The 20731-nt window shown below is 45.1% G+C and carries 20 protein-coding genes; 10 read left to right on the forward strand and 10 right to left on the reverse strand.

Features of this window, described 5'->3' with window-relative positions:
- Window positions 1-12: 12 nt before the first annotated feature.
- From ACK28X_RS00925 to nadC, 3 genes are all read left to right on the forward strand, one after another.
- A complete protein-coding gene (locus ACK28X_RS00925; RefSeq protein ID WP_412057831.1) occupies window positions 13-1359 on the forward strand; it encodes a replication-associated recombination protein A in 1347 nt (448 codons plus the stop codon).
- Window positions 1353-2024 (forward strand): OmpA family protein, encoded by a 672-nt coding sequence (locus ACK28X_RS00930; protein WP_412057832.1) that lies wholly within the window; start codon window positions 1353-1355, stop codon window positions 2022-2024. Before ACK28X_RS00925 ends, ACK28X_RS00930 begins: the two co-directional genes overlap by 7 nt.
- Before the next feature lie 196 nt (window positions 2025-2220).
- Window positions 2221-3060 (forward strand): carboxylating nicotinate-nucleotide diphosphorylase, encoded by an 840-nt coding sequence (gene nadC, locus ACK28X_RS00935; protein ID WP_412057833.1) that lies wholly within the window; start codon window positions 2221-2223, stop codon window positions 3058-3060.
- Window positions 3061-3125: 65 nt separating this feature from the next.
- Here the strand turns inward: nadC and rimO are convergent, their stop codons facing one another.
- Window positions 3126-4439: a 30S ribosomal protein S12 methylthiotransferase RimO gene (gene rimO / locus ACK28X_RS00940; RefSeq protein WP_412057834.1), complete on the reverse strand. Its 1314-nt coding sequence runs from the start codon at window positions 4437-4439 to the stop codon at window positions 3126-3128.
- 208 nt (window positions 4440-4647) lie between these two features.
- On the opposite strand from rimO, the gene folP reads away from it, so the two are divergent.
- Both folP and folK read left to right on the forward strand, forming a co-directional pair.
- On the forward strand, window positions 4648-5532 hold the full coding sequence (gene folP / locus ACK28X_RS00945; RefSeq protein WP_412057835.1) for a dihydropteroate synthase: 885 nt from the start codon (window positions 4648-4650) through the stop codon (window positions 5530-5532).
- Window positions 5513-5995 carry a 2-amino-4-hydroxy-6-hydroxymethyldihydropteridine diphosphokinase gene (gene folK, locus ACK28X_RS00950; protein ID WP_412057836.1) on the forward strand — a complete coding sequence of 161 codons (483 nt, stop codon included), beginning with the start codon at window positions 5513-5515 and terminating at the stop codon, window positions 5993-5995. The genes folP and folK overlap by 20 nt, the downstream gene beginning before the upstream one ends.
- Before the next feature lie 4 nt (window positions 5996-5999).
- On the opposite strand, the gene aat is transcribed toward folK, so the two are convergent.
- The 8 genes from aat to ACK28X_RS00990 form a co-directional block, all read right to left on the reverse strand.
- Window positions 6000-6632, reverse strand: a complete 633-nt coding sequence (gene aat, locus ACK28X_RS00955) for a leucyl/phenylalanyl-tRNA--protein transferase (RefSeq protein WP_412057837.1) — start codon at window positions 6630-6632, stop codon at window positions 6000-6002.
- Window positions 6629-7990 (reverse strand): acetyl-CoA carboxylase biotin carboxylase subunit, encoded by a 1362-nt coding sequence (gene accC / locus ACK28X_RS00960; RefSeq protein ID WP_412057838.1) that lies wholly within the window; start codon window positions 7988-7990, stop codon window positions 6629-6631. Before accC ends, aat begins: the two co-directional genes overlap by 4 nt.
- An 11-nt stretch (window positions 7991-8001) precedes the next feature.
- Window positions 8002-8490 (reverse strand): acetyl-CoA carboxylase biotin carboxyl carrier protein, encoded by a 489-nt coding sequence (gene accB, locus ACK28X_RS00965; RefSeq protein WP_412057839.1) that lies wholly within the window; start codon window positions 8488-8490, stop codon window positions 8002-8004.
- 349 nt (window positions 8491-8839) lie between these two features.
- Entirely contained in the window at window positions 8840-9682 is an 843-nt protein-coding gene (locus ACK28X_RS00970) for a DsbA family protein (protein ID WP_412057840.1), read from the reverse strand.
- Between the two features lie 84 nt (window positions 9683-9766).
- Window positions 9767-10960, reverse strand: coding sequence for an N-acetylglucosamine-6-phosphate deacetylase (gene nagA, locus ACK28X_RS00975; protein WP_412057841.1), 1194 nt, complete (start codon window positions 10958-10960; stop codon window positions 9767-9769).
- Between the two features lie 19 nt (window positions 10961-10979).
- The gene (gene nagB / locus ACK28X_RS00980; protein WP_412057842.1) at window positions 10980-11783 is read right to left on the reverse strand and encodes a glucosamine-6-phosphate deaminase; all 804 of its coding nucleotides are present in this window, start codon (window positions 11781-11783) and stop codon (window positions 10980-10982) included.
- Between the two features lie 207 nt (window positions 11784-11990).
- On the reverse strand, window positions 11991-12878 hold the full coding sequence (locus ACK28X_RS00985; RefSeq protein WP_412057843.1) for an N-acetylmannosamine kinase: 888 nt from the start codon (window positions 12876-12878) through the stop codon (window positions 11991-11993).
- Window positions 12875-13564, reverse strand: coding sequence for an N-acetylmannosamine-6-phosphate 2-epimerase (locus tag ACK28X_RS00990; protein ID WP_412057844.1), 690 nt, complete (start codon window positions 13562-13564; stop codon window positions 12875-12877). The genes ACK28X_RS00985 and ACK28X_RS00990 overlap by 4 nt, the downstream gene beginning before the upstream one ends.
- 388 nt (window positions 13565-13952) lie before the next feature.
- On the opposite strand from ACK28X_RS00990, the gene glpD reads away from it, so the two are divergent.
- From glpD to ACK28X_RS01015, 5 genes are all read left to right on the forward strand, one after another.
- A complete protein-coding gene (gene glpD, locus ACK28X_RS00995; protein ID WP_412057845.1) occupies window positions 13953-15449 on the forward strand; it encodes a glycerol-3-phosphate dehydrogenase in 1497 nt (498 codons plus the stop codon).
- Between the two features lie 46 nt (window positions 15450-15495).
- Window positions 15496-16260, forward strand: a complete 765-nt coding sequence (locus ACK28X_RS01000; protein ID WP_412057846.1) for an MIP/aquaporin family protein — start codon at window positions 15496-15498, stop codon at window positions 16258-16260.
- Between the two features lie 31 nt (window positions 16261-16291).
- A complete protein-coding gene (gene glpK / locus ACK28X_RS01005; protein WP_412057847.1) occupies window positions 16292-17806 on the forward strand; it encodes a glycerol kinase GlpK in 1515 nt (504 codons plus the stop codon).
- Between the two features lie 97 nt (window positions 17807-17903).
- Window positions 17904-18920: a tRNA dihydrouridine(20/20a) synthase DusA gene (dusA, locus tag ACK28X_RS01010; RefSeq protein ID WP_412057848.1), complete on the forward strand. Its 1017-nt coding sequence runs from the start codon at window positions 17904-17906 to the stop codon at window positions 18918-18920.
- Between the two features lie 164 nt (window positions 18921-19084).
- Window positions 19085-20080: a nicotinate-nucleotide--dimethylbenzimidazole phosphoribosyltransferase gene (locus tag ACK28X_RS01015; RefSeq protein WP_412057849.1), complete on the forward strand. Its 996-nt coding sequence runs from the start codon at window positions 19085-19087 to the stop codon at window positions 20078-20080.
- 96 nt (window positions 20081-20176) lie between these two features.
- Here ACK28X_RS01015 and ACK28X_RS01020 read toward each other — a convergent pair whose 3' ends face one another.
- Window positions 20177-20683, reverse strand: a complete 507-nt coding sequence (locus tag ACK28X_RS01020; protein ID WP_412057850.1) for an Lrp/AsnC family transcriptional regulator — start codon at window positions 20681-20683, stop codon at window positions 20177-20179.
- Between the last annotated feature and the right edge of the window lie 48 nt (window positions 20684-20731).

The following is a 20731-nucleotide window of genomic DNA, read 5'->3' on the forward strand; positions in this document are numbered from 1 at the left end:
AATCTGAAAAGGATGGCTGATCTTTTTATTGAAGCTGCACCTAAAGAAGAAAGGAAATTACGCCCTTTGGCAGAGCGCTTGCGCCCAAAACATCTTGCAGAGGTGAGCGGGCAGGAGCATTTGACGGGACCTGATGGAGCGTTATCACGTATGATTGCGGCTCAATCTTTGGGATCTTTGATTTTCTGGGGACCACCTGGGACAGGTAAGACGACTGTGGCACGGCTTCTAGCAAAAGATATTCACATGGCTTTTGCGCAAGTCTCAGCGATTTTTAGCGGGGTAGCAGATTTAAAGAAATTATTTGAACAGGCTCGTTTGCGTTACGAGAATGGTCGGCAAACTTTACTTTTCGTTGATGAAATTCATCGCTTTAACCGTACGCAACAGGATAGTTTCTTACCGATGATGGAGGATGGAACAATTATTTTGGTGGGAGCTACCACTGAAAATCCCTCCTTTTCGTTAAATGCAGCGCTTTTATCGCGGGCGCGGGTTTTGGTATTTAAGCGCCATGATGAAGAAAGTCTCAAGGCATTGCTTGTTCGTGCGGAGGCTCTTGAAGAAAAAGAATTACCAGTTGACGAAGTGGCACGAACGCTTTTACTACGTTTAGCGGATGGCGATGGACGTGCGCTTTTGACGTTGGCGGAAGAGGTATGGCGCGCTGCTAAGGGAGGCGAGGTCTTTACTCCGCAAGAGTTGTTAGACATTGTCCAGCGGCGGGCGCCTATCTATGATAAAAGTCAAGATGAACATTATAATTTGGTTTCGGCTTTGCATAAAGCGGTGCGTGGATCTGACCCTGATGCCGCGCTTTATTACTTAGCGCGGATGTTGGAGGCCGGGGAGGATCGGTTGTATTTAGCTCGCCGTTTGGTGCGTATGGCGCTTGAAGATGTAGGTTTGGCCGATCCACAGGCGCTTATTATATGCAATGGAGCGAAAGAGGCTTATGAGTTATTGGGCTCTCCCGAAGGAGATTTGGCGCTTACGCAAGCATGTCTTTATGTGGCAACCGCTCCTAAATCTAACGCTGTTTACAAAGCTCATAAAGCAGCGGCAGATGCCGCTCAATGCTATGGCTCTCTCGCTCCACCCAAACATATTTTAAATGCACCTACTAAACTTATGAAGCAGCAGGGCTATCATCTTGGTTATCGCTATGATCATGATGAGCCTGATGCTTTTTCAGGCCAAAATTATTTTCCTGATGCTATGGGACGACAGGTTTACTATACGCCACCTATGCGCGGTTTTGAACGCGAGATTCAGAAACGGCTCGAATGGTGGAATAAATTGAGGCGTGAACGTAATAATGCTAAAAATGATGATAGAAGTGGAGATATAAAATGCTAAAAAAGAGCGCAATTTTTGTAGTCGTTGGTGGTATTTTGGTTGGTTGTACTACGGTCGATCCTTATACGGGGCAGCCACAAATTTCGAACACAGCAGGCGGTGCTGCAATTGGTGCAGCAGTGGGCGCTATTGGCGGAACTATCTTAAGCGATACCGGATCAGGAGGGCGAGGAGCACTCATTGGCGCGGGGGTTGGCGCTTTAAGTGGTGGCGTGATTGGCAATTATATGGATCGTCAACAAGCAGAACTTGCTGCTCAGTTGCGGGGGACGGGCGTTTCTCTTGCTCGCAATGGTAATCAGATTGTTTTGAATATGCCTGGAAATGTGACGTTTAATACAAATCAAGATTCGCTTAAAGCCCAATTTTTTCCCGTGCTTAATTCTGTAGGTTTGATTTTGAAAAAATATAATAAATCTACTTTGACCGTTTCTGGTTTTACCGATTCAACGGGTACCTATGGCTATAATATGGGCTTGTCGCATCGGCGGGCTTTTGCGGTGGCTGAATATCTGCGCGGTCAAGGAGTAGCTCCTCAGCGTCTTTTGGTGCAGGCTTATGGGCCGGCTTACCCTATTGCTTCTAATGCCACGCCGGAGGGACGCTCTCAAAACCGTCGGGTGGAAATCCAGATTACCCCTTTGCGGGATGTTAATTATTATTAAGCTATAAGGGTGGCATTTTTGGAATAGAGGAATAGATAGTAAAAAAACCAGCATTCGCAATGTTGAAAAGCAGTGCGGTGCTGGTTGATATTTATAGCAACGTTAGGTAGATTTAGATACGATTATGATTCTGGTTGTTTAGAGCAATTTAATTATATTAGCGAACTTTGTATTTTTGTAGGAAGAGATAAGAATAATGGCCATAATACCTGATTTTGTGATTGAGCCTATAGTCCGTAATGCCTTGGCAGAGGATATTGGCTTGGCAGGAGATATAACAAGTACTGCAGTGATTCCTTCTGATCACCGATCAAGCGTGACAGCCGTGGCGCGCGCGGGTGGCGTTGTTGCTGGTCTGGATGTAGCGGCGCTTTGTTTTAAGCTTTTGGATAAAGAAACGCGCGTTCAGTATTATAAGAAAGATGGAGATTTTATAGAAAAGGGCGAAAAAATTGCGACTATTACCGGTATGTCTACGATTTTGCTGGGTGGAGAACGAACTGCTTTAAATTTTCTTAGTCACCTTTCAGGTATTGCTACGATAACGCGTGAGCATGTGGAAGCTATTCAGGATTACCGAGCGCGCGTTGTGTGCACACGGAAAACCACGCCAGGTTTGCGTCTTTTAGAGAAGTACGCAGTACGCATGGGAGGTGGGGACAGTCACCGCTACGGACTGAATGATGGGATTTTAATTAAGGATAATCATATTGCTATGGTGGGGAGTGTGAAAGATGCCCTAAAGCGGGCAAAGTCTCAAGCAGGCCATATGGTTAAGATTTCAGTAGAGGTTGATACTTTAGCCCAACTTGAAGAGGCTTTGACCATTGGTGCTGACGGATTTTTATTGGATAATATGCCCCCCACCATGTTACGCGAAGCAGTGGACATGGTGGCAGGGCGAGGCTTTACCGAGGCCTCAGGTAAGGTGAATTTAGAAAACATTGTTTCTATCGCTGCAAGTGGTGTTGATTATATTTCTGTGGGTGGAATTACTCACAGCGCTTGCATTTTGGATATTGGTTTTGACTTTTAGTATTAGAGCTGGTTCAGCGGCCAAGATTTTTTGTAGTGGAAAAATTTCCTAGTTTAATACGGTAATTATACAGCAGTACCGAAGAGATCGTAAGCATCAGAGCGTTCGATTTTCACGGTGATGAATTCACCCTGCCGTAGAGGACGGCGTGATGTAACATGAACCACGCCATCAATTTCAGGTGCATCATATTTTGTACGGCCGACACCGTTAGTTGTTTCGCTCTTATCTAAGAGGACGCGCAATCTTTTCCCCACCTTCTTTTTTAAAAGAGCGGTAGAAATCGCTTGTTGATGAGCCATAAAGCGGTGCCAACGGCTTTCTTTGATTTCTTTGGGTATGGGTGGTAAGCTAAGATCGTTGGCGCGTGCCCCTTGGACTGCTTCATATTGAAAACAGCCTGCGCGGTTGATTTTAGCTTCTGAAAGCCAATCAAGCAGAAAGGCAAAATCTTCTTCGCTTTCACCGGGAAAGCCGACGATGAATGTAGAGCGTAGGCTGAGATCAGGACAAATTTCACGCCATTTCTCAATACGGCGGCTTGTTTTTTCGGCCATCGCGGGCCGTTTCATATGGCGCAATACTTCTGGGGAGGCGTGTTGGAAGGGGATATCTAAATAGGGCAGAATTTTTCCTTCAGCCATGAGAGGAATGACGTCATCCACATGGGGGTATGGATAGACGTAGTGGAGGCGGATCCAAATGCCCATTTGGCCTAATTCTTCGGCTAGTGTATAGAATTTGCTTTTTACTTCGCGCTCTTTCCACATAGAGGGGGCATATTTTATATCTATTCCATAAGCACTTGTATCTTGTGAAATAATGAGGAGTTCTTTTACACCTGCTTGGGCAAGTTTTTCTGCCTCGCGAAGGACATCGCCAATGGGGCGTGAGACGAGCGCGCCACGTAGATCGGGGATGATGCAAAAGCTACATTTATTGGAACATCCTTCGGATATTTTTAAATAGGCATAGTGACGCGGTGTAAGCCGAATCCCGTGATCAGGAACAAGATTTAGAAAAGGATCAACACGTGGAGGGACGGCCTCATGAACAGCGGTCATAACACTTTCATAGGCTTGCGGACCAGTGATGGCAAACACGTTAGGGTATGTTTTGCGAATAAATTCTGGTTCAGCCCCTAAGCAACCTGTGACAATAACTTTGCCGTTTTCATTTAGGGCTTCATTGATATGACTGAGAGATTCTTCGCGTGCTGAATCCAAAAATCCACAAGTATTGACAATTACCAAATCAGCGCCTTGATGTTTACGAGTGATTTCATAACCTTCAGCTCGTAATTGGGTGATAATACGCTCAGAATCAACAAGAGCTTTAGGGCAGCCGAGAGAAACAAAGCTGATACGGGGCGCGGGCATGGATTTTCCTGTTGGTGGTGAAATTAATTATAAAGACGGTCTGCACCTTTACCTAAAGATGGGCGAGGTTTTACCTATATTTTAAGAACACAAGCGTTTTGCTTGCTTTTAAAGCATTTTATTGGCAAAGCCAATGGCCTTTTGAGCAAATAATATGCTAGAATAGCAGTGGCTACTAGATAAATTATGAAAGGGTGGCATAAGGTTGATGATGAATGCAAGGCCAAAGGTGAAAGAGTGGCAGATTGGGAAAAATTGCTGTCTTGAGCTTGGTGAGCGCGCAGTTTTGATGGGTATTTTAAATATTACGCCCGACTCATTTTCCGATGGCGGTCAGTTTTATGGTAAAAACCAAGCCTTGCACCATGCTGATATTTTGATCAAAGAGGGGGCGCAGATAATTGATGTTGGTGGAGAGTCTACGCGTCCGGGTGCCGCGCCCATTCTTGCAAAGGAAGAGCAGAGGCGGGTTTTAGATACGATCTCTGAACTTGTAAAAAGAGGCGGAGCCTACGTGTCGGTTGATACATATCACCCAGAGACGGCGCGTGCTGCTTTGGTTTGCGGAGCTCACATCATCAATGATGTAGAAGGCTTGCAAAAAGAAAGTGCGATGGCTGATATTATCGCCCAAATGGGAGCGGGCATCATTATCATGCATAACGCGCGTGGCCGTGCCGTATTGGATGACGTTATAGAGGATCAGAAATATTTCTTTGACCGCTCGCTTACAATTGCGCAAAAGGCTGGTATTAAGCGTGAACAGATCGCTTTGGATCCTGGTTTTGGATTTGGTAAGGACGCGGCCCAAAATTTTGAACTTTTGGCTCGAATTGAAGCGTTACAAATATTTGATTACCCGTTTATCGCAGCGACTTCACGCAAGCGGTTTATTGGTACGGCGACAAACCAAAATTATGCACCCGATCGCGATGTAGCCACGGCCGCTACTTCGGCCTTTTTGCGCGAACGCGGCTTCTGTGTGTTTCGGGTGCATAATGTAAAAATCAACAAAGATGCTCTTGCTATTATTGATGCTTTGATAGCAGAGCGACGCAATAGAACGGACACATGTGAAAACCTTTTGGCTTAGTTTTGGTAGTAATATAGGCGATAGTGTAGGGATGATTGCTCAAACTTTAGAGCATCTTCGTATGAATGAAGCCATTGTTTTGGGCGCTGTTTCATCTTTTTATATAACCCCGCCTTGGGGTAAGCTTGATCAGCCACCCTTTATCAATGCGTGTTGCGAATTGACGACTGTTTTATCCCCAGAGGCTTTGTTGGCACTCTGTTTGGATCTCGAAAAACAAGCGGGCCGGGTCAGGAAAGAAAAATGGGGCCCGCGCTGTTTGGATATTGATCTTTTGGTTTGCGATTTTATTAATTCTTATCAAAGTCCTATGCTCACCCTACCACACCCACATATGTTGGAGCGACCCTTTGTGCTGCAGCCCTTGGCCGAAATTGCTGGTGATCTATTGGTAAAGGGTAAAACAATAAGCGATTGGGCGGCAGAAAAATTTGACTCAGAGGTGAAGCCTGTTACTCTTTAAGGAATTACTTATCATTTTGAAAAAGGAATGGGCTCATATGGGCTGTTTGTAGGGCTTCATTCAAGTGTTTTCCATAGGAATCGTGTGAAATTTCATACGCTCCGAATTGGGCAAGGTGAGGGGTGATAAATTGGCTATCAAGAAGGGTAAAATCGTGTTCTTTAAGGCGTGCGACAAGATGCACTAAACAAGCCTTTGAGGCATTGCTTTGGTGAGAGAACATGCTTTCGCCAAAAAAGGCGCGCCCCAATTCCAGCCCGTAAAGCCCGCCGACTAGTTCTCCATTTTGCCACGCCTCTACTGTGTGGCAAAAACCTAGGTCAAATAAATCGGCATAGGCTTCGCGGATTGGTTCATTAATCCAAGTATTTTCTCTTCCGCTTTTGCTTTGTGCACATCCATTGATTACACTATGAAAAGCACTATCATAACGTATATCAAAAGGAGCTTTTCGCAGGAATTTAGCTAAGCGGCGCGGTATATGAAAATCCGCAAGGGGAATGATACCACGTTTTTCAGGTCGGATCCAAAAAACCTTTTTATCTGTGGCGCTTTCTGCCATGGGAAACAGCCCCTGTGCATAGGCATTAAGAATGCGCTGAGGTGTTAAAGTTTTGGGCAAGATTTTGCCTGTCATGGAGAGGATTTGGAAGCTTGCTGTTTTTCAAGATATTTTTCTAACCAATGGATATCATAATCGCCATTGGCGATGTCTTGATTATTGATTAAATCACAAAAAAGCGGCAGAGTCGTCTTGATCCCATCTACGACAAATTCATCCAAAGCGCGTCTTAAGCGCATCATACATTCGAGCCGCGTGCGGCCATGTACAATTAATTTACCGATAAGGCTATCATAATAGGGTGGAATTCGATAGCCGGAATAGACACCAGAATCTACCCGCACACCAAGACCGCCAGGGGTATGAAAGTGCGTGATGAGCCCTGGTGAAGGGATGAATGTGGCAGGGTCTTCGGCGTTGATTCGGCATTCTATGGCGTGCCCTGAAAAGCGGATGTCCTTTTGCGTGACAGAAAGGCCACCACCTGCGGCTATGCGGATCTGTTCATGCACGAGATCAATTCCTGTAATGGCTTCGGTTACAGGGTGTTCTACTTGTAGGCGGGTATTCATTTCAATGAAATAGAATTCACCGTTTTCGTAGAGGAATTCAATTGTTCCTGCTCCTCGGTAGCCCAATTTGGCACAAGCTGTAGCTACAATTGTACCGATTTTTTCTCGCTCCGCATCATTAAGTGCGGGAGAGTTAGCTTCTTCCCATACTTTTTGGTGGCGCCGCTGGAGAGAGCAATCACGCTCCCCGAGGTGCACGGCTCGACCAGCCCCATCACCCAGGACTTGCACTTCAATATGGCGCGGTTTTTCGAGATATTTTTCAATGTAGACAGCGTCATCACCAAATGCGGCTCCTGCTTCTGATTGAGCTGTATACAGGGCAATGGAAAGCTCATCCTCAGAGCGGGCGACCTTCATCCCTCGTCCACCGCCACCAGCAGAGGCTTTGATGATGACAGGATAGCCGATGTCTGCTGCAATGCGAAGGGCGTCTTTTTCGTTACTTACAGCCCCATCAGAACCTGGAACCACGGGGATCCCTAGCTCTTTTGCAGTTTTTTTTGCGGCTATTTTGTCGCCCATAATGTTGATATGCGCTGCAGTAGGGCCAATAAAAGTTATTTTATGGGCTTCAAGAACTTCAGCAAATTTAGCGTTTTCAGACAAAAAACCGTAACCGGGGTGAATCGCATCAGCACCGGTTATTTCACAGGCAGAGACGATTTGGTGAATGTTGAGATAAGAGTCCCGGGAAGGAGGAGGACCGATACAAACACTTTCATCGGCAAGCCGAACATGCATGGCATCAGCATCAGCAGTGGAATGAACCGCTATGGTTTTTATGCCTAGTTCCTTGCAAGCACGTAAAACACGGAGTGCAATTTCACTACGATTGGCAATGAGGATCTTTTGAAACATACCCTATTCCATTACTCAATGATTATCAATGGTTCACCATATTCAACCGGCTGTGCGTCACTGATTAGAATGGCAGTGACGGTACCAGAGCGCGGCGATGCAATCTGGTTCATGGTTTTCATGGCTTCGATAATTAGCAGGGTTTGTCCTTCAGAGACTTTTTGTCCGACTTCGACAAAGGCACGCGCGCCTGGTGCTGCAGCAAGATAAGCAGTACCTACCATGGGCGAAGTAACAGCATTTTTATTTTTATCTTCTTTGGAAGGAGTTGACACCGCTGTAGGCGCGACAGGCGCTATTGGCGCTGTATCTGTAGGGGGCGCATAAACAGTTTGCTGTGCTACTGGTGCGGTTTGCCGTGAAACGCGGATGCGTAGTTCTCCTTGTTCAAGCTCAATATCTGTGAGGTGCGTTTCATTGAGAATTTTTGCAAGGTTGCGAATAAGCTCTGTGGTATCGACGTCTTTAGATTTCGTCGTGACCGATGCCTTAGTTGCCATCTATTTTAAACTCCTCGGCTTAGCGCCGTCATTTGTTGCTATGGGTAGCCTTGGCGGCCCATGGAAATGATAAACGCTCTAATGATGAACGCTTTAATAGTCAACGCTCCAATACACACTTACCTTCTTGGGATAAAGTCTTCTCCCCAATATAGGTAATTAAGATGATGATTATATCTTAAAACAGGTTTGATGCAAATTAAATCAAGGCCTTATCTTAATAAGCCATGGATTACTCTTAAAATTGTTTAACAGGGCTGTTATTTTAAAAGGCGCATGGCAGTTAATTCCTGCTCCCAAAAAATGGAAGGAAATAAACAGAATAATCCAGCTTTCACGCTGTCTAGCTTTATTGGTTATTTAGGATTTTTTGTAGAGTACCTTTATCGACTGCGCCCATAATCACTTTCTCATTAATGATGTAAGCGGGGGTTCCATCAATGGCTAGTTGGTAAGCAATTTGGCGGTTGACCGAAAAAGGGGCGCTTATCTGTGGATCTGCCATGGCAGCGCGCAATTTTTTTTCATTTGCGCCAAGAGAGAGGGCGATGCTTATAGCTTTTGCTTCAGTGGCTCTCCCAGGATTTGTGAGGAGTTTTTGATGAAATAAAGCAAATTTTGCGGGTAGCTGCTGTTTAAAGGCGCGGGCTACGATATGGGCTTTGGTTGAATCAGGGCCAAGTACTGGGAAATCCTTTAGAACAACCCGTAAATCAGGGTTTTCTTTAATTAGAGTTTGAAGGTCCGGGTAAGCCCGTTTACAAAAGCTACAATTATAGTCAAAAAATTCGACTATTGTGGTTTTTCCCTGTGGGTTGCCTAAAACTGTGTCATTGGAGGATTGGAAAATTTGTTGATGGGCGGCGCGTATGAAGGCACTCTGTATAAGCTTTAATTGATTTTGCTGTTTTTTTTCAAAGGCTTCTTGGACTTCATATAAAATCTCGGGATTCTCTAGAAGATAGGCTTTAACCACGCTACGGATGTGGGAATCGTCTTGTTTGTTTGATATTTTGTTTTTGAGCGTATTGAGAAAGTCTTTGTCTGCCAATAATTCTTGCTTCAGCGTTTCAATTGGTTTTGAGGATATATTTTGGGAGTGAGCAGGTGTGAGTGCAATCCACAGGCTGATCAATGCGCAATGGAAAGATCTGAGGCCAAAGCCTTTGCGAGAGAGGAGATATGCAATCATAGCTGACCTTTAGAACTAGGAATTTGGAGATAGGGCGCGCGTTCCGTAGCTTGATAGTTGGAACTTTTGATTCGGTGTTTGTGTCTAGTCGGTGTTTAATGAGGTGGGTTCATATACTTTCTTACCATTGACATAAGTAGCTTTGATTGTAAATGTGTGGTCAAAGGCGGTAAGATTGGCCACATGGCCTGCTTTGATAACGCCCAGGCGGTGGTCAACTCCAATGGCGCGGGCGGGATAGAGCGTGGCCATACGTAATGTTTCATCCAAGGGGATACCTATGTGATTAACGGTATTTTTTATTGCTTCGATCATGGTTAGAGACGAGCCGCTTAAAATGCCATTGGCATCAACACAGGAGCGATTTTTGTAATAGATTGTTTTTCCCGCAAAGGTGAAATGATCAAAATTTTGGGTAGTAGGATTGCTATCTAAGGTAATTCCCGCGGGGGCGGTGGCGTCGGTGACAAGGATTAGCTTATCTCCTTTTATACGCTTGCTAAGGCGAATATTTGACCAAGAAATGTGCAAGCCATCGGCAATTATACCCGCATAAACTTCAGGCGTGTCATAAATCGCTCCTACAAGCCCAGGCGCGCGACTCGCTATATGGGACATAGAATTATACAGGTGGGTTGCAAAGCTAAGCCCTGCTTGAAACGCCGCGCGGGCCTCTTCATAGGTGGCGTTAGAATGGCCAGCGGAAACAACGATCCCCGCATTAGCTAAACGATTAATATAAGTTAAATCAACTAGTTCTGGAGCTAATGTAATCTTTCTAATGAGGTGCGCATGGGCAATAAAATGGTCGATCATTTCTGGTGTGGGGATGCGTAGCAGCTCCGCTTGGTGGGTTCCTTTTTTTAGTGGGTTAAGATATGGCCCTTCAATGTGTAAGCCCAATGCTTGGTTTTGATGTTGGGTTAGATAGTGGTCCATGACAGTGATGGCGTGTTTAATAAGCGCATCGGGGCTAGTTATCAAGGTAGGGAGAAAGCTTGTGCAGCCGCTACGTTCATTGGCTTTTTGCATAATGCTGATGTGATTTTCACTCACATTCTCTGGTGTATCACTGAATTGAACGCCACCACAACCATTGACTTGTAGATCAATAAAGCCTGGGGAAAGGATGGCTCCTTTTAAATCTTCGTGTTCAATCCGTGGATCAAGTTTTTCTTGTGGTAAGATAGCTTTGATAAGCCCATCTTTGATGAGAAGTACATGACCGTCTAATCTTTCATGGCCAGTATAGATGATGCAATTGATAAGGGCATACATGGGAGAACTCCAAATAGATTTATTGATATTTTATGATAATATTTTTCTCTAATCCTTTGAAATATTGCAATGTTTTTACCTTTAATTCGATGGTAGCTTCCTCGTCGCATACGAGAATTGCTTTGCAATGCATTTGAATAGCACTAGCAGGCCATAGATGGGTAACCGCACCTTCTACCACCGCTTGCACTGCTTGGGCTTTGGTGGAACCTGTGGCGAGGATGAGGATTTCTTCAGATTCCATGAGTGTTCCCACGCCAATCGTTAGGGCATAATGAGGGACTTTTGTTATATCATTGTCAAAAAAGCGCGAATTGGCCACGCGTGTATCCGGTGTGAGGGTTTTGATGCGGGTTCGTGAGTTTAAGGAAGAACCAGGCTCGTTAAAGGCGATATGCCCATCGCCGCCTAGACCGCCCATAAAAAGGTGAATAGATCCATAGGCTTTGATTTTATTTTCATATCTCTGGCATTCGGCTCCATAATCTTTGACATTCCCATTAAGCAAATTTATATTTTTTTGTTTAATATCAATATGATCAAAGAAATTCTTATACATAAAACTGCGATAGCTTTCTGGATGCCCGTAGGGTAGGCCTATGTATTCATCCATGTTAAATGTTACCACGTGTTGAAAGCTAACCTCACCTGCTTGATGCATTTTTATGAGTGTTTGATAGGTAGGTAGAGGGGTGCTGCCAGTAGGAAGGCCTAATAGGAATGGCCGTTTTTCGCTGGGGCGAAAGGCGTTGATTTTATCGGCGATATATTGAGCTGACCAAGCCCCGACATGTTGTGCCTTGGGAAGGGGAAGGAGCCGCATACGATACCTCTTGGGTTATGTTTGTGAATCTTGTGATGCATATCAGATTGGGCGCTTTTACTCATTTGAGATAGTGAAGCTTATTATAATTTACATAGAGCGACAAATGAAATCAAACTGCTGTTTTGTGCATTTCGATTAGCGGGGTGTGCATTTGCCCCACTTGCTCGTTTGTTATTTTGACTCTCGAATGGTTGGTTATAAGATTTACGCTGTTTCCATAGTAGCTTGCGCCCAGAGTGCAGCTCCGAAAAGACCAGCGTTTTCTTGATGATAGGCGCGGTGGATCTCCGTGTGATAAGTTGGCGGTTCATCTTGAAGGAATGCTTTGACTTGGTCGATGTAGCCGGCTGCAAGTCCAACGCCGCCGCCGATGACTACGCATTGGCAATCGGTCATGATTTTCATATCAGCTACAAGGCGAGCAATGGTTTGCGCAGAACAAGCAATCAGCTGCTTTGCTTGTTCATTGCCTGCAGAGGCATGAGCAAAGATCTCCTTAGCGGTTTTCCCCGTTAATTCGCCTTTAGCTGCGTTGGAAATACCAAGACCGGACGCGATGGCTTCTACGCATCCTCTCCTTTGGCACCCGCATGTAGGGCCGTTGGGGTCAGCAAGCATATGGCCGATATGACCAGCTATCCCGCCGCGGCCGGTGAGCAACGAGCCTTTACTGATAACTCCGCCGCCTACACCCGTAGAAACTGTGATGAAAACCATATCACTTATTGATGGATCAAGTCTTTTATATTCAGCTAGGGCGGCTGCTTGAGCGTCATTGATTGCTACGCCTTTTAGACCTGTGGTTTTAGTAAGTACGTTAATCAGCGGAAATTGCGCAAGTCCACCTAAGTTTTTTGGGTTGAGAGCGGTTAAAATTCCATCATCAATGATGCCAGTAGAAGCAACAGCGAAGCAATTCACTTGGTTTTTATAGGGGGCGGTGAGTTTTGTTAGCGCATCTGCTAATTCATCGGGCGTACGGCTGCTAGGGGTAGGGATTTCCCGTCGTTGTGTAATTTCTAGGGTTCCGTTAGCTTTGACCAAAGCGGCCGCCAATTTTGTTCCCCCAATGTCAATAGCGAGTGTTGTCATGAATTTACCTGTTTTATTGCGTTTAGATACCAGTGGCAGATATGCTCAAGCCGTGTGATGGCTGAACCAACGGTGACAGCCCAAGCACCATGTGTTATGGCTTGAGCCGCAAGCGCTGGTGTATTGTAACGTCCTTCAGCCACTACCCGGCAGCCAGCGGCGCTTAGTGTGGCAACTAACGCAAGATCAGGTGTCTCAGGCGTGGGCTCGCTTATGTAGCCAGACATGGTTGTTCCGATGAGCTCTGTCCCTATTTTTTGGCAAAAAAGCCCTTCTTCTTGGTTGGAACAATCAGCCATAGCAAGGAGACCCATCCGATGAATATGTGCTAAGATCTTTTCCCGTGGGAAGGGGCGGGGACGGTTTGTTCCATCAAAGGCGATAATGTCAGCGCCTGCTTTACTAAGCATCTCAACATCTTCAAGCAGGGCGGTGATGCGGATGGGAGAATCGGTATAATCACGTTTGATAAGACCAATGATTGGGACGGTGACAAGAGAGCGCGTCGCTTGAAGATTAGCCACCCCTTCTATCCGTATAGCGCAAGCGCCCGCTTGTTGCGCAGCTAAGGCCATAGCGGCTACTATATCAGGCTTATCAAGCGGGCTGTTGGTGACGGGTTGGCATGAAACAATCAATCCGCCTTTTTCTTTGGTTTCATGATCTAGCTGTTTTAGAGAATACATGAGAACTCCATGTACTAGGGATGAGAATAATATTTTTTCCTTGGCAAAGACGTGTGTTTTTTTAGGATATTATATTGCACTACTAAGGGGATTGTCGTCAATGGTATCAAAGTTATGAAAAGCGTCAGTTGGGTATGATGAGGGCAAGGGTGCGTTGGTTTACTTTTTATGTAGAATGAGGCGTGGGAGTGTTTTGGCTGATATATAAGGCTTTTAAACTTAATGCATCTTTGAAATCTTGCCTTGACGATATTTGTGAGTTTTACTCTTTTGGTTGTGGAAAAACTGCTAATATCTTAATGGACAGTTATAGACGGGTGCTCTTAAAGATAATATACGTTATGTGTTATTATATTATCGCAAAATCAAATGCAGATGGATATCGCTAATGGATGCCAGAAAACATTATGACCTCTTTATTATTGGTGGCGGTATTAATGGGTGCGGGTTAGCGCGCGACGCGGCGGGACGCGGTTTTTGTGTGGGGTTAGCAGAAAAAGGAGATTTAGCTGGTGCTACTTCAAGCGCCTCTACCAAGCTTATTCATGGTGGTTTGCGTTATTTAGAACATTATGAGTTTAAATTGGTGCGGGAAGCTCTGCAAGAGCGCGAAGTGATTTGGCGCATGGCTCCACATATCGTACGCCCTTTGCGGTTTATCCTTCCCTATCATAAGGGGCTACGTTCCCGTTGGCTTTTACGAGCAGGGCTTTTTATATACGACTATTTAGGCGGGTGTACTCAGGAATTATGGAGAACAAGAAATATAGATTTTAAAAGTACTTATAGCAATATATTAAAGCAGGAATATAGAAATGGCTTTGAATATTCTGATGCGCGGGTAGATGACGCGCGCTTAGTGATTTTGAATGCGCGCGATGCCAAAAAGCGCGGGGCAGATATTCATGCCCGATGTGAAGTCATCGGCATGGAAGCGCGGGAGCAGACTTGGTTTATTCATCTTTACGACCATAAAACGCAACAGGAGAAAGTGGTAAGCGCATCTTATCTCGCTAATATGGCGGGGCCATGGGTGAGCACAGTCTTATCAAAAGCATTCGGGGATAGAGAGCATGCGCCTATCCGTTTGGTTAAGGGCTCTCATATTATTGTACGTCGTCTTTATGATCATGATCGCGCTTATATTTTCCAAAATCAAGACGGCAGGATCATTTTTGCGATTCCTTATCAGAGGGACTTTACTCTAATAGGCACAACCGATTGTGATTATTCGGGTGATCCGACCGATGTTGTAATCAGCGAAGAGGAAACCGCTTATCTTTGCGGGGCGGCCAGTGAATATTTTGTTAAGCCTATTAAAACGCATGATGTCGTGTGGCACTATGCAGGCGTGAGACCTCTTTATGATGATGGCGCGCAAGCCGCTCAAGCCGCCACGCGTGATTATATTCTTAAAGAAATGGATAAGGGGGGAGCCCCGATTCTGAATACTTATGGTGGTAAAATCACTACATATCGGCGCCTTGCGGAAGATGCTATGGCGCTCATTGAAAAAAAAATAGGAACAAAAAAACCAGCCTGGACCGCTAAAGCACCCTTGCCTGGTGGTGATTTTCCTCACAATCAATTGGCAAAATTAGAAGAAAGAATCGCCCAAGCACTTCCAGAGCTTGATACATTTACTCATTGGCGCTTAGCTCGTTCTTATGGAACAGAAGCTTTTGAAATTTTTTCATCTGAAAAAGAGAAGGGGGAGCATTTTGGCTTTGGCCTTTATGCAGTGGAAGTAGAATGGTTGCGGCGCGAAGAATGGGCATTGAGTGTGGAGGATATTTTATGGCGACGTTCTAAATTAGGGCTTTATTTTGATGACAGGCAATGCGCATCCCTTGCTGCTTACTTGGAAGCGAACCGATATGTTTAAGTAATTCAAAATTTGATAGTGAAAATGTTTTGGAAGGAGAGATAATATGGAAAAAAAACAATCGCTAACCTATGTGTGTTTTGGTGAATTTATGGGGACTTTCCTCTTTCTCGTATTAGGGATAGGTGCAGTTGCTGCGATTAAGGTTGCGGGTGCATCGTTTGGTCAGTGGGAAATTTCTATTGTGTGGGGAGTTTCTGTTGCTTTAGCAGTTTATGTGTTTAGCGGTATTTCGGGGGCTCATTTAAATCCTTCAGTTACTGTTGCGCTGGCTCTTTTTGGCGGCTTTCCTAAGGGTAGAGTCTTGCCCTATATTGTGGCTCAATTTTTGGGTGCTTTTGTAGCTGCGGCGGTCGTCTATGCTCTTTATCAAAATTTATTTTTAGAAAAAACGCTTATTACAGCAGGTGTTTTTACTACATTTCCTCATGCTAATATCAGTTTCATGCAAGCCTTTATGACTGAATTTTTTATTACCGCCCTTTTGGTAGGGGTAGTCTTTGGTCTTGTTGATGAAAATAATGGCCTAGCACGCGGTGCTTTGGCGCCTTTATTGATTGGTCTTATGGTCGCAATTATTGGCAGTGCTTTTGGACCTTTGACGGGCTTTGCAATGAATGCAGCTCGTGATTTTGGTCCCCGTACTTTTATTTATATGATGGGGTGGGGAAGCGATGTTATGACTGGCGGCAAAGATATTCCTTATTGCCTGATTCCTTTGATCGCTCCTGTTTTGGGAGGCTGTGTTGGCGCTGGCTTTTATGTTAAATTGTTTGGCGGTCCTTTGAAACAAAAAAAAGCCTCCGCTTAATCATAAATGGATGACAATCAAGGAGATTGCGATGCAGGATAGAAAATATATTGTTGCTTTGGACCAGGGAACAACGAGTTCACGTACTCTGGTAATGGATCAAAAAGCGCAGATTATTAGCGTAGCTCAGCGTGAATTTAGTCAGATTTATCCGCGACCCGGTTGGGTGGAGCATGATCCACTTGAGATCTGGGCAACTCAAAGCGCTACCTTGACTGAAGCTTTAGCTAAAGCCGGTATAAAACCTGATGAAATTGCCGCAATTGGGATAACCAATCAGCGTGAAACTACCGTTGTTTGGGAAAAAGCTACAGGAAAACCTGTATATAATGCAATTGTTTGGCAGTGCCGACGTACTACAGATATTTGTACGCGCCTAAAAAATGAAGGGCTTGAAGATTATGTGCGTAAAAATACGGGTCTTGTAATTGACCCTTATTTTTCGGCTACTAAAATTGCTTGGATTTTAGAGCATGTCGAAGGAGCGCGGGCAAGCGCTGAACGCGGTGAGCTTTTATTTGGGACAGTGGATAGTTGGTTGATCTGGAATATGACGCAGGGGCGTGTGCATGTGACCGAGTATACCAACGCCTCGCGCACTATGTTATTTAACATTCATAAGCGCGATTGGGATGAAACCATGCTGAAAGCGTTGGATATTCCCCGCTCTATGCTACCGGAAGTTAAAGCTTCATCGGAGGTTTATGGGCAAACGAATATTGGCGGCCGCGGAGGTACGCGTATTCCTATTGCTGGCGTAGCTGGTGATCAACAGGCGGCATTGTTTGGTCATATCTGTATTGATGAAGGTCAGGCCAAAAATACGTATGGAACAGGTTGTTTTATGCTGATGAATACGGGGCAAAAAGCTGTTACATCGGAGCATGGTTTGCTAACTACTTTGGCTTGTGATGGGAAAGGCCAGCCTTGTTATGCGTTAGAGGGGTCTGTGTTTGTGGCGGGGGCGGCTATTCAGTGGTTGCGTGATGAGTTGAAATTATTTACTGATTCAGAGGATTCGCAATATTTTGCTCAAAAAGTAGGAACATCTAACGGGGTTTATGTTGTTCCTGCCTTTACGGGCTTAGGCGCTCCTTATTGGGATCCATTTGCGCGCGGGGCGATTTTTGGTTTGACACGCGGTATCAACCGTAACCATATCATCCGTGCTACTCTAGAGGCGATTGCTTATCAATCAAAAGATATTCTTGATGCTATGCTTAAAGATGCGGGCACTGATCTTAAAACTCTGCGTGTGGACGGTGGAGCGGTGGTTAATGATTTCTTGATGCAGTTCCAGGCTGATATTTTGCAAAAGCCTGTTGAAAGGCCACAAGTTTTAGAGGTTACAGCCTTTGGTGCGGCCTATCTTGCGGGCCTTGCGGTGGGCTTTTGGCCTAGTTTAGATGCGTTGCGCCAAGTATCAAAGATTGAACAGACCTTTGTGCCTTCAGAGGATGTTGAAAAGCAACAGCGCCGTTATAAGGGTTGGAAAAAGGCTGTGGAGCGTGCGCGTGAATGGGAGGCTATGGATGAAGAGATTTAGTGAATCTCTATGAGACGCGGCTTTCGTATTATCTTTTAAGATCTATACATAAAAGTGGGGGCTTGCGGTATCGCGTGCTTTTTGGCAAAGAAAAGATATGTCACTCTACCGTCCCCCCTTTTCAATAAAATTTGCTATAGCCCCGATGCTTGATTGGACAGATCGACATTGTCGATTTTTTCACCGTCTTCTTACGCGGCGAGCCTTACTTTACACAGAAATGGTGGTGGCTGACGCCGTTATTCACGGGCGACGTGAGGCCTTATTAAGCTTTGATGCTGTTGAGCGGCCTCTTGCTTTACAATTGGGAGGAAGTGACCCACAAAAATTAGCACAAGCGGCAAAGATTGCTGTTGATTTTGGTTATGATGAGATCAACCTTAATGTGGGGTGCCCATCTGATAGGGTTCAATCAGGTGCTTTTGGAGCTTGTTTGTTGCGCACACCGGAAGTGGTGGCACGTGCGGTGGCGGCGATGAAGCAGGCTATTTCTCTACCTATCACTGTTAAGTGTAGAATCGGGGTGGATGAACAAGATGAAGAAGAAGCTCTTGATTGCTTGGCTGACCTTGTTTGGAAGGCTGGGTGTGATGGCTTATGGGTGCATGCTCGCAAAGCATGGTTGAAGGGATTGAGTCCTAAAGAAAATCGCGATATCCCGCCCCTTAATTATGAGCGGGTTTACCGTTTAAAAGCACGGAATCAACAAAAATTTATTGGTATGAATGGTGGGGTCAAAAATATATCTGAGGCAAAGAATCATTTGCAATATTGCGATGCAGTTATGGTGGGGCGGGCGGCTTATCATGAGCCTGCAATGCTTCGCATGGTGGATCAAGTCCTTTATGGGGAGGAAGACGCGTTCTGTTGTGATGGTGAAATCATTGAAGCTATGACTGAGTATGCGCAGCGCCATTGTGCGACGGGGGGAAAACTTTCTTCTGTGCTACGGCCGATGATTGGATTTTTTTATGGCCGCATTGGTGCGCGCCGTTGGCGACAGTTGCTTTCGAATGGGGCAATCAGCTCTGCGGCGACCCCAGATTTATTGCGTATGGCTTATGCAGAGGTTTTAGCATTGAATACAGAGGCTCAAGAGCAATTGAATGGCTGAATTTTGTGGAATATTTATGTGTAAAGGCTAATAAGACTGAATGTCAATGCAACCTTTATGACGATAAGATGATTTTTTAGAAAAATAGCATCCATGGTAAAATGCCTTAAATATTCTATAGATAAAATAATTAATTGATGTACTGAAATGAGATAGGAAATTTTATGCCTGAGCGCCCTTTAGACGATTTTCGTGCCCTTTTAAATCAAATGCCTGTTGCTGATGAATTTGCTATGACTTTGGCGCGTAAACGCCAAAACGAATTGACTAAACCAAAAGGTTCTTTAGGGCGCCTTGAGGATATTGCGGTATGGTATGCCGGTTGGCGAGGCGGGGAAAAGCCGCTTGTAACAAGACCGCTTGTAGCTATCTTTGCTGGTAATCATGGAGTGGCGGAAGAGGTAGTTACGCCGTTTTCACCCAGTATGACTCAAAAGCTGGTGGAAAACGTTGCTAAAGGCGGAGCTGTTATTAATCAGCTTTGTGTGGCTTATGATTTAGGGCTTAAAGTTTTCGACCTAGCGCTTGATTATCCTACAGAAAGCATTACCAAAGACGCTGCGATGGACGAGCGCAGTGCCGCTACGACTATGGCTTTTGGTATGGAGTGCATTGCGGGCGGGGTGGATCTTTTGTGTTTGGGCGAAATGGGTAGTGGCAATAGAATTATTGCTTCGGCGCTGTGCATGGCGCTTTTTGGTGGGGAAGCAGAAATATGGGCAGGTTCTGCTGAGGCGCATCATGAGCGTGAAGTGGTAGCAGTTAAAAAGGCGATGGATTTGCATGGGGATTATTTGAGTGATCCATTTGAAATGGTGCGTCGGCTTGGAGGGCGCGAAATTGTTGCAATTATCGGGGCTATTCTCGCGGCGCGCATGGAAAAAATTCCTACTCTTTTGGATGGATTTGTGGCAACGGCTGCTGCAGCCGTGCTTTATAAAGTTTGTCCGCAGGCGCTAGATCATTGCTTGGTTAGCCATGTTTCAGCTGAGGCTGCTCACCGCCTTTTATTGGAAAAAATTAATAAAAAACCGCTTTTTGATTTGGACATACGTTTGGGTGAGGGAAGCGGTGCAGCTCTAGCTGCTGGGCTTGTGAAGGCCGCTGTTTTAACGCACGCCCAAACTGCAACCTTTTCTGAAGCAGAAATTACAGTGTGAAAGCGCTTTATTTATCAAAGTCTCTTTAAGGTGTGGTGAAGGCACAGAGGATACGCTTGGTAAGGAAGACTAGAGATGTCTTGAAATTTTGCGCCGTTAATCGGGATGCGATGGCATAGAGGTGCGTTGATTATCTTTATCGATGGGGATGTAATCTAGTGGTAGCTGAGTTGTATATTTGATCTGTTCCATTGCAAATGAAGAGGACACATCGCGGATATCAATTTTGTTGATTAATCTTTTGTAGAAATGGTCATAGGTGGCGATATCGGGGACAACAACCCGCAACAGGTAATCTATGTCGCCACTCATGCGGTAGAACTCTATAACTTCAGGGAATTTTTGAACGACTTCGGAAAAGCGTTTTAGCCATTCGTGATTGTGAGAGCCAACACGAATAGCAACGAAAACCGTAACATTTGCATTGATTTTTTCTGGCGCTAAAACAGCTACCCGCTGTTTGATCACGCCATCTTCTTCTAACTTTTGGATGCGCCGCCAGCAAGGCGTGGTGGATAGGCCTACTTTTGCAGCGATATCAGCTACGGAAAGGGTAGCATCCTCTTGTAAGAGGCGTAAAATTTTGCGGTCTAACCGATCCATTATTACTTCCTTTTCTAACAATAGAGCACAATTTATAGAAGAAATCTA

The sequence above is a fragment of the Bartonella sp. DGB2 genome, assembly GCF_046843095.1.
Lineage (GTDB): Bacteria > Pseudomonadota > Alphaproteobacteria > Rhizobiales > Rhizobiaceae > Bartonella.

Bases quoted from the DNA above. Each gene is read 5' to 3' on its own strand.
- nagA (WP_412057841.1), bottom strand. From the start codon at position 10,960: ATGTATGCCCTTATCAATTGCATCATCTATACTGGCCATGAAAGATTA.
- accB (WP_412057839.1), bottom strand. From the start codon at position 8,490: ATGGCAACTAAGGCATCGGTCACGACGAAATCTAAAGACGTCGATACC.
- ACK28X_RS00985 (WP_412057843.1), bottom strand. From the start codon at position 12,878: ATGACAACACTCGCTATTGACATTGGGGGAACAAAATTGGCGGCCGCT.
- nagB (WP_412057842.1), bottom strand. From the start codon at position 11,783: ATGCGGCTCCTTCCCCTTCCCAAGGCACAACATGTCGGGGCTTGGTCA.
- glpK (WP_412057847.1), top strand. From the start codon at position 16,292: ATGCAGGATAGAAAATATATTGTTGCTTTGGACCAGGGAACAACGAGT.
- ACK28X_RS00970 (WP_412057840.1), bottom strand. From the start codon at position 9,682: ATGATTGCATATCTCCTCTCTCGCAAAGGCTTTGGCCTCAGATCTTTC.
- accC (WP_412057838.1), bottom strand. From the start codon at position 7,990: ATGTTTCAAAAGATCCTCATTGCCAATCGTAGTGAAATTGCACTCCGT.
- nadC (WP_412057833.1), top strand. From the start codon at position 2,221: ATGGCCATAATACCTGATTTTGTGATTGAGCCTATAGTCCGTAATGCC.
- aat (WP_412057837.1), bottom strand. From the start codon at position 6,632: ATGACAGGCAAAATCTTGCCCAAAACTTTAACACCTCAGCGCATTCTT.
- ACK28X_RS00990 (WP_412057844.1), bottom strand. From the start codon at position 13,564: ATGTATTCTCTAAAACAGCTAGATCATGAAACCAAAGAAAAAGGCGGA.
- ACK28X_RS01020 (WP_412057850.1), bottom strand. From the start codon at position 20,683: ATGGATCGGTTAGACCGCAAAATTTTACGCCTCTTACAAGAGGATGCT.
- glpD (WP_412057845.1), top strand. From the start codon at position 13,953: ATGGATGCCAGAAAACATTATGACCTCTTTATTATTGGTGGCGGTATT.
- rimO (WP_412057834.1), bottom strand. From the start codon at position 4,439: ATGCCCGCGCCCCGTATCAGCTTTGTTTCTCTCGGCTGCCCTAAAGCT.
- dusA (WP_412057848.1), top strand. From the start codon at position 17,904: ATGTCACTCTACCGTCCCCCCTTTTCAATAAAATTTGCTATAGCCCCG.
- ACK28X_RS01015 (WP_412057849.1), top strand. From the start codon at position 19,085: ATGCCTGAGCGCCCTTTAGACGATTTTCGTGCCCTTTTAAATCAAATG.
- ACK28X_RS00930 (WP_412057832.1), top strand. From the start codon at position 1,353: ATGCTAAAAAAGAGCGCAATTTTTGTAGTCGTTGGTGGTATTTTGGTT.
- ACK28X_RS00925 (WP_412057831.1), top strand. From the start codon at position 13: ATGGCTGATCTTTTTATTGAAGCTGCACCTAAAGAAGAAAGGAAATTA.
- ACK28X_RS01000 (WP_412057846.1), top strand. From the start codon at position 15,496: ATGGAAAAAAAACAATCGCTAACCTATGTGTGTTTTGGTGAATTTATG.
- folP (WP_412057835.1), top strand. From the start codon at position 4,648: ATGATGAATGCAAGGCCAAAGGTGAAAGAGTGGCAGATTGGGAAAAAT.